The organism is Gluconacetobacter diazotrophicus PA1 5 (assembly GCF_000021325.1).
Lineage (GTDB): Bacteria > Pseudomonadota > Alphaproteobacteria > Acetobacterales > Acetobacteraceae > Gluconacetobacter > Gluconacetobacter diazotrophicus.
Genome location: NC_011365.1, coordinates 1,442,214 through 1,454,482 on the forward strand (window position 1 = coordinate 1,442,214; position 12,269 = coordinate 1,454,482).

Annotated in this window: 8 protein-coding genes; 4 read left to right on the plus strand and 4 right to left on the minus strand. The window is 71.5% G+C overall.

From position 1 onward, the window contains the following. Nucleotides 1-4: 4 nt before the first annotated feature. The 4 genes from addA to tsaE are packed head-to-tail and all read right to left on the minus strand — an operon-like array spanning nucleotide 5 to nucleotide 7,816. On the minus strand, nucleotides 5-3,562 hold the full coding sequence (addA, locus tag GDIA_RS06450) for a double-strand break repair helicase AddA (RefSeq protein WP_012553697.1): 3,558 nt from the start codon (nucleotides 3,560-3,562) through the stop codon (nucleotides 5-7). Further along, nucleotides 3,559-6,603 (minus strand): double-strand break repair protein AddB, encoded by a 3,045-nt coding sequence (addB, locus tag GDIA_RS06455; RefSeq protein WP_012553698.1) that lies wholly within the window; start codon nucleotides 6,601-6,603, stop codon nucleotides 3,559-3,561. The genes addA and addB overlap by 4 nt, the downstream gene beginning before the upstream one ends. Continuing rightward, a complete protein-coding gene (locus GDIA_RS06460) occupies nucleotides 6,600-7,370 on the minus strand; it encodes a nucleotidyltransferase family protein (RefSeq protein ID WP_043458764.1) in 771 nt (256 codons plus the stop codon). The genes addB and GDIA_RS06460 overlap by 4 nt, the downstream gene beginning before the upstream one ends. After that, a complete protein-coding gene (gene tsaE, locus GDIA_RS06465; protein WP_183115996.1) occupies nucleotides 7,367-7,816 on the minus strand; it encodes a tRNA (adenosine(37)-N6)-threonylcarbamoyltransferase complex ATPase subunit type 1 TsaE in 450 nt (149 codons plus the stop codon). The genes GDIA_RS06460 and tsaE overlap by 4 nt, the downstream gene beginning before the upstream one ends. A gap of 134 nt (nucleotides 7,817-7,950) precedes the next feature. Here tsaE and GDIA_RS06470 point away from each other — a divergent pair, with 134 nt between their 5' ends. From GDIA_RS06470 to GDIA_RS06485, 4 genes are all read left to right on the plus strand, one after another. Continuing rightward, nucleotides 7,951-8,976, plus strand: a complete 1,026-nt coding sequence (locus GDIA_RS06470) for an NAD(P)/FAD-dependent oxidoreductase (RefSeq protein ID WP_012553701.1) — start codon at nucleotides 7,951-7,953, stop codon at nucleotides 8,974-8,976. Nucleotides 8,977-9,109: 133 nt separating this feature from the next. Then, nucleotides 9,110-10,273, plus strand: coding sequence for an alanine racemase (gene alr / locus GDIA_RS06475; protein WP_012553702.1), 1,164 nt, complete (start codon nucleotides 9,110-9,112; stop codon nucleotides 10,271-10,273). Next, complete coding sequence (locus tag GDIA_RS06480; RefSeq protein ID WP_012223324.1) at nucleotides 10,270-11,526, plus strand: D-amino acid dehydrogenase; 1,257 nt, start codon at nucleotides 10,270-10,272, stop codon at nucleotides 11,524-11,526. Before alr ends, GDIA_RS06480 begins: the two co-directional genes overlap by 4 nt. A gap of 401 nt (nucleotides 11,527-11,927) precedes the next feature. After that, the gene (locus GDIA_RS06485; RefSeq protein WP_012223313.1) at nucleotides 11,928-12,266 is read left to right on the plus strand and encodes a P-II family nitrogen regulator; all 339 of its coding nucleotides are present in this window, start codon (nucleotides 11,928-11,930) and stop codon (nucleotides 12,264-12,266) included. Nucleotides 12,267-12,269: the final 3 nt, after the last annotated feature.

Genomic DNA, 12,269 nt, shown 5'->3' on the forward strand with positions numbered 1-12,269 from the left:
AAGATTATGGTCCTTCGGGCGTCTGCCCGCCTGAGGCCTGACCCGGAGCATGCTGTGCCAGAAGCGAATCGGGCAAGGGCATGATCCGGACGTCCTCGGTCCACACAAGGGTGCACCGAACAGGGCGATCGGGATAGAGGGCACCAAGCAGCGCGCGGTAGGACGCCATCTGGCGCAGGTACAGCACGGGCACCGATGCCGCGTCGTCCGGCGGCTGGCGGTTGGTCTTGAAATCGCACAGCAGCACGTCGCCGGGCCGCACCATCATGCGGTCGACCTGGCCGACGATCACCGCACCGCCGGCGATGCCGGCCAGGGGCTGCTCCGCGCGGCTGCCGGGTCCGAACAGCGGCGCCATGGCCGGATCGTCCATCACCGCCAGCACCTGGGCGGCGATGCGTGCCTGTTCGGCGGCGTCCAGGCCATGCCCGGTACGCGACAGCCAGTCGCGCGCGACCCGGGCGCGATCGGCCGCCGGCCGGTCGGGCAGGTATTGCAGCAGCGCATGCACCAGTTGACCCTTTCGCAGGGCCTGTTCGCGCGCGGCGGGGCGGCGGGCGCGTGCGATGGCCAGGGGGGAGCGCACGGCGGGCTGCGGGCCCAGCGGGGCATCGTCGGGGCGGCTGGGCACCAGCGGGCGCAGCAGCTTCGCCTCGGCGGAGGGCGGGGTGGCGATCCAGTCCGGCGCGCGGCCCATCCAGGCGGGTAGCGCCACGGCGGGGGGCTCGGGCCGGGATCGGGGCGCGGCGGGGGCGCCGGACAGGCGCGCGGGGGCTTCCTCCAGCACCAGGCGAGTGCCTTCCCACCCCAGGTCGAAGGGGCGTTCCTCGGCGCCGGCCTGTTCGAAGCCGCGACGGCAGAGCATGTACCAGCTTTCGTCCGTCACCATGCGCTTCTGCTGCCAGCCGCAGACCACCAGCCGGTCGCTGGCCCGGGTCAGGGCGACATAGAGCAGACGGTTATATTCCTCGATCGCGGCGGCGCGGATGGTCTGCTGCAGCGCGCGGGTCACGCCGATGCCCATTTCGGCGCGCGGCACCCACAGCGGCAGGTCCAGGCCGCTGGGCTGGTCCCGTGCCCAGACCAGGCCGCCGTCGAACTTCGCCGTGCCCACCGTGTCGGGCAGGATCACCAGCCGGGCCTGCAATCCCTTGGCGCCATGGGCGGTCATGACCCGCACCATGTCGGCCGCCGCGTCGGGTTCGCGCTTCACGGTTTCCTGCGACGCGCGCAGCCAGTGCAGGAACCCCTGCAGCGAGGCCGGATGCAGCGATTCGTAGCGCAGGGCCGCGGAGAGCAGTTCGTCCACCGGCTCGGCGGCCTCGGGACCCAGGCGGGCCAGCAGGCGGGCGCGGCCGCCCAGCGGCCCCAGCGCCTCGGACAGCAATCCGTAGGGCGAGGCGTAATCGACGCGGCGGAACAGCGCATCCAGCATCGTCCAGGCCGCGCGCCAGTCCGGCCGTTCGGCATGGCGGTCGCGCAGCACGGCCCAGAGCGGCCGGTCGCCGCGTCCGACCGCCAGGTCCATCACCCCGTCATCCGACACCCCGCCCAGTGGCGAGGTCAGCACGCAGGCCAGCGTCAGGTCGTCCTGCGGCAGCAGCAGCGCGTCGCACAGCGCCATCAGGTCCTGCACCGCCACCTGGTCCACCAGGCCGGTGCGCACCAGCGTCGCCACCGGAACGTCCTGCGTCTTCAGCGCGCGGATCAGGGCCCGCACGAAATTGGAGCGCCGGGGCACCAGCACCAGCACGTCGCCCGGCGTCAGCGGGGCCTGCCCGGGTTCGGGCGGGCGGCGCAATTCCGCCACGATCCAGGCGGCCAGGGAATCGGCCAGGCGCTGGGCGGCGGTGGATTGCCCTTCATTCTCGCGCGGGGCCGCCCACGGGTTGGCGTCCTCGCCGGCCTCGTCGATCGGGGTCAGCGGCCAGAGTTCGACCCGCCCGCCCTGCCCCGGCCGGGCGGAGAGATGGCCGGGCACGCCCCCGCCCGGCTCGACCAGTCCGCGCGCGGCGTCGGGCAGGGAAAAGACGCTGTCCACCAGGCGCAGCACCGGCGCGGTGGAGCGGAAGGACACGGTCAGCGCCGGTTCCTTCCACATCCTGCCCGCATCCTCGACCTGGCGGCGGAAGCGCTGGCGCCAATGGCGGAAGGCGGCGGGATCGGCCCCCTGGAAGGAATAGATGGACTGCTTGTAGTCGCCGACCGCGAACAGGGTGCGCGGCGGGGCGCCGTCATCATGCGCGCCCGCCCCGGCGAAGAATTCCGAGGTCAGGCCGCCCGCGATCGCCCACTGGTCGGGCGAGGTGTCCTGCACCTCGTCCAGCAGCAGGTGGTCGATGCCACCATCGAGCTTGTACAGCACCCAGGCCGCGCCCGGGTCCTTCAGCAGGTCCAGGGTCCGTTCGATCAGGTCGTCGTAATCGACCAGGCCGCGCCCGCGCTTGCGCTCGCCATAGCGATGCAGCACCGGCACCGCGACATCCAGCAGGGCCTGGCTGACGCGCAGGATGGCGATGGCCCGGCATTCCTCGTCCACCGCGATGATCCGCTCGGCCTCGGCCAGCAGGGCGTCGCCGATCTGCGGCTGCGTTTCGTCGAATTTCGCGTTCAGGCCGCCCCGGCGGCGCGGTTCGCCGTCCTGCTTCACCAGGGCCGCGCGCCACGCGTCCCATTGCGCGGCGCGGGCGTCCGGCGCCAGGGCCATCCAGTCCAGCATCGCGACGGCCTTGGCGCGAACGGCGGTCGAGGCCTGTTCGGCCACGATACGCAGCATCCCGCGCAGCCGCTCCTCGTCCGGGACGGCGCAGGCGGCGCGGCGCACCGCGTCCGCATCGCGGCCGCGCGTGCCCAGCACGCGCATCAGCGCGGCCTCGATCGCGGCGCGGTCCTGCTCCAGCGCCGTGATGACCGGCTGCAACTGCCGCAGCCGGGCCTGCAATCCGCCGATCAGGGCGGCGAAATCCCCGGCACCGATCTGGCTGGCCAGGATCGCGACCGCCGGCCCGCCGCCGCCGACCACGGCTTCGACGGATTCGCCCATGGCGATGCGGGCATCCGTGTCCTCGACCAGGGTGAAATGCGGGCTGATCGCGGCCTCGACCGGAAAGCGCCGCAACAGGGACTGGCAGAAGGCATGGATGGTGCCGATCCGCATTCCGCCCGGCAGGTCCAGCACGCGGGCGAACAATTCGCGTGCCGCGCGGCGTGTCGCCTCGCACGGCGGGACCGACAGGAAGGCCAGTTCCCGGTCCAGGGACGCGTCGGGCAGCGTTACCCAACTCCCCAGCCGCTTCTGCAGGCGGATCGCCATTTCCGCCGCCGCCGCCTTGGTGAAGGTCAGGCACTGGATGCGCGCCGGGTCCGCCCCCGCAAGCAGGTCCCCCGCCCCGTCCCCCCTCGCGTCGGGCGCGGGGCGCGGCAGCATCAGCCGCAGCAGCCGGTCGATCAGCAGCTTGGTCTTGCCGCTGCCCGCCGAGGCCGAGACGAAGACCGACGCCCCCGGGTCCGAGGCCTCGCCCTGCCTGGCGTTGGCCAGGCCGATCGCATCCAGCGGGTTCATGATCCGGCCTCGTCGCGCGCGGCACTCCATTCCGCGACCCGGGCCAGGCGGGCGTAATCGGCGAAGCGCGGCCCTTCCTCCGGGCGCGGATGGGACAGGTAGGGCTGGGCGGGATCGTCATACATCGCGATCAGCCCGCGCAGATTGTCCCAGGACGCGGCGATCAGGTCGTCCAGTTCCTGGCCGGTCGCCACCGGCAGGTCCTCGCCGGCTTCCGGGCCGCCTGTCAGCCGCCAGTAGAGCAGTTCCCGCGCCCGCCCGACCAGTTCGGCCCCGAAGGCGCCGCGTTCGGCCATCGCGGCCTCCAGCACCAGTTGCGAGGACCAGCCGGCGAAGACGCTCTTGCGGCGCGGCAGGGTGCCGGTCTTGTAGTCGATCAGGGTCAGGCCCCCGTCCCCGTTGCGGTCGATCCGGTCCGCGCGGCCGCGCAGGACGAACGGGCCGCCGGGCAGGCCGGACAGTTCCACCGTTCCCGACCGTTCGGTCCGGGTCACGACGGCACCGGCCTGGCCCGAGGCACGGGCGGCCTCGGCCTGGACCACCCAGGCCGCGATCCGCGCCAGGCGCGGCGCCCACCAGGCGGCCAGCGCCGGACGCAGGCGGGCGGCCGCCAGTTCCTCGGCGAAGGTCGCGCGCAACCCGGCCTCGCCCGCCGCCGATCGCCTCTCGGCCGGCTGGCGGAACCAGCGGTCCAGCGCCGCATGGACGATCGTGCCGTAGTCGGCGGCGTCCGCCGGTTCCTCGATCTCCTTCAGCCGGCGCAGGCCCAGGATATGGCGCGCATGGATGGCATAGGGGTCGCGCATCCAGGTTTCGATCTCGGTGATGGTCAGGGCGCGCGGCCGGGCGGCCAGGGGCGGGCGGGGCCGTGGCGGGGCGACCGGGCGGGGCGCATCCACCGGCCGGTCCAGCCGCGACAGCCAGGACAGGGCCGGGTGCGCGGCCAGCGCCTGGTCCCGTCCCGCCAGCAAGGCATCCAGCCGCACCAGCCAGCGCGCGGGCACGGTGGGCGCGCCGTCGCGCCGGCCGGGGACCGACAGCACGACCCGCGGGGCGGCGCAGGCGCAGGCGACGAAATCATGCGCCGCCTGCCCGATCGCGCGTTCCGGCGAGGGCAGACCCACGCGGGCACGCATCGGACGGCTCATCCACGGGCCGGGATCGGTCGCGGGGGGCCATACGGTTTCGACCAGCGCACCCAGCACCATCGTCTCGACAGCCTGCAGCCGGGCTTCCATCAGGCCCCAGATGAAGATGCGCGGATGCAGCGCCGTGGCGTCCCGTCCGCGCAGGCCGCGCCGCGAACGCACGGTCTGGCCAGCCATCGAGGCCGCCAGCAGGCCATCCAGGATCGTCGCCCCCTGCGCCGGCAGCACGTCGCAGAACGCGATCAGCGCGGCCAGGTGCTGGCCCAGCACGTTGCCGTCCTCGCCCGCCCACAGGCGGTCCGCCCCGGCCCGGTCGTCGGTGGTGGCCAGTGCCTCGGCGGCTTCGACCAGGCCGGCCAGCAGGTCGGCGACCGGCCCCGGGGCCGGCGCCGCGACCAGGGTCAGCAGCGGCGCCAGGCATCGTTCCACCCGGTCGACGAACCCGGCCAGGTCCTCGGGCGCGTCGGGCCGGTCGGCCAGTGCGCCATGCGCGTCGTCGCGCGCCACGGCCAGGCGATCGCGCAGCCCGTCGATTCCGGGCCGGGGCGCCGGTCCGCGCAGCAGCGCGCGTTCCAGCAGGCGGGCCGAGGCACGGCAGGCCCCGGGCGACAGGCCGCAGGCCGCCAGCGGATGTTTCAGCAGCGACAGCAGGGCGACGGGCGACAATCCGCCGGTCGCGGCCTGCACCACCAGGCGCAGGAAGATCGCGGGCGGGGTGGCCCCCAGCGGCTCGCCGGCGCTGTCGTCCGCCACCACGCCCCAGCGTGCCAGTTCCACCGCGACCCGGCCGGCCAGGCCCCGGTCGGGCGTCACCAGGGCGGCGCGATGCCCCGGTTCCGCGATCGCCTGGCGCAGCAGCAGCGCGATGGCCGCCGCTTCCTCCTGCTGGTCGGCGGCGCGCAGGACCGACAATCCGTCCATCGCGACCGGCGTGGTGTCCCGCAGCCATTCGCCCAATGCGGCCGCCGGCAGCAGGGCACGGGCCAGCACCGCGCCCCGGTCCACCGGGCATGCCATACCCGCGTCACCGGAACCCGCGTCATGGGGCGGATCGCCCCATTGCGCCAGATCGGCGCGGTTCCGGCCCACGCCCGCCAGCAGCCGGGCGATGCCGGCCTGCGGGTGGCCGTCCGGCAGGGCCGTCCATGAGGCCTCGTCCAGCGAGAGATCGACCCCGGGCAGCACCAGCCGCCCGCCCGGCATGGCCAGCACCGCGTCCAGCACGGCGAGGACCGACGGCATGGCGTCGGTGAAGCCCACGGCCCACAGCCGCTCGCCGCCCGGCAGGGGGGAGGCGTGCCACCGCCGGGCCTGGGCGTGCAGCAGGGCGACCTGCCGGGCGGCGGGATTCATGACCCCCTCTTCGGCCAGCCAGGCGGGCCAGATCCCGGTCACGATCGACAGGAAACGCAGGGTCAGGTGCCAATGTTCGGCGAAATCGCCCTCGGCCGCCGCCGGCAGGCGCTCCGCCAGATCGCATTCCGCCCATTCGGCATCGTCCATCAACTCCGCCAGGGCCTGGGCCAGCGGCCAAGCCTGGTCGATGGTGCGGACATCGCCGAAGGCATCGCCGGCCTGCAGGATCAGGCGCGTCAGCGTCGCCAGCCGGCGCAGCGGCTCGACGGCGGGCGGCAGGTCCAGCGCCTCCTGCCCCGACAGGGCCAGGGCGGATTCGTCCAGGCTGCCGATGGGGGCGATGCGCGGCAGCAGCATGGGCCGGCCATCGGCATGGCGCAGGAAGGCCTCGGTCAGGGCGCGGGCGGCGCGGCGGCTGGGCAGCAGGATCAGCCCGTCGCCGCTGCGCTGCGGATCGTCCGCGATTTCGGCCATCCACCGGGTCGCGACCGCGTCCAGGAAAGGCACATGCGGCGGGATGGTGACGACATCGCTCATACGACGACGTCCTGGTCCGTTCCGTCGGGATCGCGCGCCATCCGCAGGGCGCGCGTCGCGGCAGGCAGGTCCTCGGGCCGCGACAGGTGGCACCAGACGGAATCATGCACGATGCCGTACAGCCGTCCGCGCGCGATCACCGCGTCCCACAGCAGGTTCAGGCTGAACGCTCCGGACGGGGCCGTGGCGAACAGCGCCGGGCCGGCGATCTGCACGCCGGTGAAGACATAGGGCGTCACCGCCCCCGATGCCGGACGATGCAACAGGCCGCCGGACTCCAGCACGAAATCGCCCCGCCCGACCTCGCCCACCGCCAGGCTGGTCCGTGCCAGCAGCAACAGCGCATCCATGCGCGCGGGATCGAACGCATCCGCCAGCCGGCGCAGGGCGGGAACCGGTCCGTTCAGCCAGATCGAATCGCCGTTCAGCAGGAAGAACGGACCGTCCCCCAGCGCGCCGTCGCGCAGGGCCGCGCCGGCGCTGCCGCCGGTTTCCATCAGCGCATCCTCGCGCCGGAGGGTGACGCGGGGCCCCTGCCCGGTTCCGGCGCGCGCCTGCATGGACTCCGCTACCCGGTCGGCCTGCCAGCAGGCATTCACCACCGCCTCGGCCACGCCGGCCGCCTCCAGCCGGTCCAGCACATGGTCCAGGACGCTGCGCCCGTCCACCGTCAGCAGCGGCTTGGCCGTCCGGTCGGTCAGCGGGCGCATCCGCCCGCCCAGCCCGGCGGCGAACACCATGGCCCGGGCCGGCATCGGAACGCTCATGGCGCCGGCACCGGCCGGTCGGCCCAGCCCGTGAGGCGCGCGCGGCGCGCGCCGTCCTCCAGCACCTCCAGGTCGATCCGCAGGGCGTCGGCGGGCGCCAGCGCGCCCAGCCGGTCGGGCCATTCGACCAGCACGATCCCCTCGCACGCATCGTCCCAGCCCAGTTCGTGCACGGCGTCGGGCCCGGACAGGCGCCACAGGTCGAAATGCGCGATCGGGCCCCGTGGGGCGTCGTAAACTTGGACCAGCGTGTAGGAAGGGCTGGGTACCTCCATGTCCGGATCCGCGCAGGCGGCGCGCAGGAAGGCGCGGGAAAACACGCTCTTGCCCGCACCCAGCACGCCGGACAGCAGGATCGCGTCGCCCGGTGTCGCGGCGGACGCGATGCGCCGCGCCAGGTCCTCGGTCGCTTCCTGGGTGGGCAGCATGACGGATTGGGCTTCCATGCCCGCATTGTGCCCGCCGGCCCGGCGGGCGCACAAGACCTCGTTCCGCGCGGACGGCGACTTGCACTCCGCCCGGCGAGGCCGCACAACCCATGCCATTCATCGCAGCAGCGTGGAAAGACGGATCTGGACCCATGACGGACGCCCCTACCCTGACGACGGATGTCGCCATCATCGGCGCCGGCCCCGCCGGCCTGTTCGCCGCGTTCGAATGCGGCATGCTGAAGCTGGACAGCCTGCTGATCGACGCGCTGGACTGCGTGGGGGGGCAATGCGCCGCGCTGTATCCGGAAAAGCCGATCTATGACATCCCGGGCCATCCCGCGATCGCCGGCGCCGCGCTGATCGAGGGACTGGAACAGCAGATCGCGCCGTTCGACGTACCGCGCCTGCTGGGCCGGCGGGTGGAGCGGCTGAGCGGCCATCGCGGCGCCTTCACGCTAGGCACCGACCGGGGCGAGACGATTCACGCCCGCGCCGTCATCATCGCCGCCGGGGCCGGCGCCTTCGGGCCCAACCGGCCGCCGCTGGCCGGGCTGGACGGGTTCGAGGCCACGGGGGCGGTGCAGTATTACGTCCGCCGCCGCGCGGATTTCGCGGGCACGCGCATCGTGATCGCGGGCGGTGGCGATTCCGCCATAGACTGGGCCCTGGCGCTGAAGGACGAGGCCGAGAAGATCTGGCTGGTCCATCGCCGCGACCGCTTTCGCGCCGCCCCCGAAAGCCTGCGCCAGCTGGACGAGGCCGTGGCCGCCGGCCGGATCGAGAAGATCGTGCCCTATCAGCTTCATGGCCTGCGCGGCACGGACGGCGCGCTGGAAGGGGTCGAGGTCGCGACGCTGGACGGCGACACCCGCATCCTGCCCGCCGACCGCCTGCTGCCGTTCTTCGGCCTGTCCACCGACCTGGGCCCCATCGCGCACTGGGGGATGGATTCGATCCGCAGCACGATCCCCGTCGTGCCTTCGAGCTGCGAAACCACCCTGCCCGGGGTGTTCGCGGTCGGCGACGTCGCGGCCTATCCCGGCAAGCTGAAGCTGATCCTGCAAGGCTTCAGCGAGGGCGCGATGGCGGCCCATGCCATCCACCCGATCGTGCGCCCCGACACGGCGCTGCATTTCGAATATTCCACCAGCAAGGGCGTACCCGATCGGATCTAGCATCGTTCCTGTCTCTGTTACGCCACACTGTTGCTGTCGGGTGAATTTGTTATATCATCGCTGACCCCCATCCGGAGTCCGCGATGCGTTCCAGCCCGCGCCAGACGATGCCGTACCGGCGGTCCTGCCCGCCATGCTGACCGCGGACCCGATGCCCGCCGCCCTTTCGGCCTGGGCGGGGGGCATCCTGACGATCGATCTGGACGCGGTCGCCGCCAATTACCGCATCCTGCGCGACCGGGTCGGTCCCCGCACGATATGCGGCGCGGCGGTCAAGGCCGATGCGTACGGGCTCGGCGCGGCCCGCATCGTGCCCGTCCTGGCGGAAGCCGGGTGCCGTACCTTCTTTGTCGCGCACCTGGCCGAGGGGGCTGCCATCCGGCCCCTGCTGGGCACGGATGCCACGATTTTCGTCCTGAACGGCGCCATGCCGGGCACCGAAGCCGCGTTGCACGAACACGGACTGGTGCCGGTGCTGAACAGCCTGGAACAGATCGCGCGCTGGCGCGACCTGGCCCGGCAGGCCGGCAGGGACCTGCCTGCCGCGCTGCAGGTCGATAGCGGCATGTCACGCTTCGGCCTGTCGGACGCGGATGTGGATGCCCTGGCGGCGCGGGACGGTTCCCTGGCCGGGATCACGCCGCTGCTGGTCATGAGCCACCTGGCCTGCGCCGACGAACCCGCCCACCCCTCCAACCACGCGCAGCGCGCGGCCTTCCTGCGCCTGCGGGCCAGGCTGCCGGCGGCGCCCGCCAGCCTGGCCGCGTCGTCCGGCCTGTTCATGGGCAGCGACTGGCATTTCGACATGGTGCGCCCGGGCGCCGCGCTGTACGGCATCAATCCCACGCCGGGCTGGCCGAATCCGATGCAGCCGGTGGTCCGCCTGCAGGCGCGCATCGTGCAGACGCGCTGGATCGGCCCCGGGACGGCAGTCGGATACGGCGCAGCCTTCATCGCCGACCGGCCCAGCCGGATCGCGACGCTGGCGGTGGGGTACGGCGACGGATTTCCCCGCGCCGCGGGCGGCCACGGCCATGCGGTCCTGCCCGAACGGCCGGCGGCGAAGCTGCCGATCATCGGCCGGATTTCCATGGATTGCCTGGCGGTGGACGTGACCGACATCGGCGACGCCCCCCTGGACGCCGGCACGGCGCTGGACCTGATCGGTCCGCATCATTCCATCGATTCCGCCGCCGCTGCCGCCGGAACCATCGGCTACGAACTGCTGACGGGGCTGGGCGCACGGTATCATCGTCTCTATCGCGACGACCGGTCGCGGAAAGGATGCAACGGGTGAAGGTCATCGTTCTGGGGGCCGGGGTCATCGGTGTCACCTCGGCCTGGTATCTGGCGAAACTGGGCCATGAGGTCGAAGTGGTCGACCGGCAGCCCGCGGCGGCGATGGAAACCTCCTTCGCCAATGCCGGCCAGGTCTCACCCGGCTATTCCACGCCCTGGGCCATGCCCGGCCTGCCGCGCAAGGCGCTGGGCTGGATGCTGCAGAAGCACAGCCCGCTGGTCATCCGCGCGCGCATCGATTTCGCGATGTTCCGCTGGATGACGCAATTGCTGACGAACTGCACCGAGCACGCCTACGACGTCAACAAGGCGCGGATGCTGCGGATCGCGGAATACAGCCGCGACTGCCTGACGGCGCTGCGCGAGGAAACCGGCATCACCTATGACGACCGCCAGCGCGGCCTGATCCAGCTTTTCCGCACCGACGCGCAGCTGGAGCACGCGCATGAGGACATGCGCCTGCTGGCCGAAAGCGAGGTACCGCACGAACTGCTGGACGTGGCGGCCATCGTCAGGCGCGAACCCGGCCTGGCCCACGCGCAGCATCTGCTGAAGGGGGGGCTGTTCCTGCCGGGCGATGAATCGGGCGACGCGCATATGTTCACCCAGCGCCTGGCGCAGAAGGCCGAAGAACTGGGCGTCACCTTCCACTACGAGACGGGCATCGAGGGGCTGGATGCCAGCGCGTCCGAGATCCTGGGCGTCCGCACGTCCACCGGCCGGATGACGGGCGATGCATACGTCGTGGCGCTGGGCAGCTATTCGCCGCTGCTGCTGCGGCCGATGGGAATCCGGTTGCCGGTCTATCCGGTCAAGGGCTATTCCCTGACCGTGCCCCTGACCGACCCGGATCGGGCCCCCGTCTCGACCGTGAATGACGAGACGTACAAGGTCGCCATGACCCGGCTGGGCGACCGTATCCGCATCGGCGGCACCGCGGAACTGACGGGATACGATCTGCGGCTGAGCCCCGACCGGCGCGAAACGCTGGAACTCTCCTTTTCGGACCTGTTCGGCGGCGGCGACCTGGGCCGCGCCACCTACTGGACCGGCTTGCGCCCCAATACGCCGGACGGCACCCCGGTGGTCGGCCCGTCGGGACGTTTCCGCAATCTGTGGCTGAATACGGGCCACGGCACCCTGGGCTGGACCATGGCCTGCGGGTCCGGACACATGCTGGCCGACCTGATCGCCGGCCGGCGGCCGAACATTCCACACCTGGACCTGTCGATCGACCGCTACGCTTCCTGAAGGATCGCGATCCGCGCCGGTCGCCCCCTGCCCGCCCCAAGGCAGGGGGCTGTATCGCCCAAGTCAAACGGCTTTCATTACTGTATGTGTTCCGGCCGGGCAGGTTTTCATGCGGTACGCGCCCTAAATCGGATCGCGGCCCCACACCATGCCTTTTTTATTTCACAATCGATGCAACCAGCGTTTCCGGATGCGTTTGATGGACCGGCGTCCATCATTCGGATTTTCCGAAACGCCTGATGACGACATGGTTGTCGTCATCCCATCACTTTTTTGTTGCACGACGGTTTTTTGACGACATGGAAATCCGGTAGCGGCTTCAGAACGGTCTTGCTTCGAAACGTTTTGGCGAATGCAAGCATCGCAGCTTTCCTGGAGACATATTCGCCTGCGAGGAAGACATGAAATTCATTATAGCCATTATCAAGCCATTCAAACTCGACGATGTCCGCGAAGCCCTGGGCACCATCGGCATCCAGGGACTGACCGTTACCGAAGTCAAAGGATATGGCCGCCAGAAGGGACAGACGGAGATCTATCGCGGCGCGGAATATCAGATCCAGTTCGTGGCAAAAGTGAAAATCGAAGTCGCGGTGGCCGATTCGATGCTGGATCAGGCGCTCGATACCATTCGTGCCGCCGCCCATACCGGCACGATCGGGGACGGCAAGATGTTTGTTCTTGAACTGCAACAGGCCATTCGTATCCGTACGAATGAAACCGGGGAGATTGCCTTGTGAACG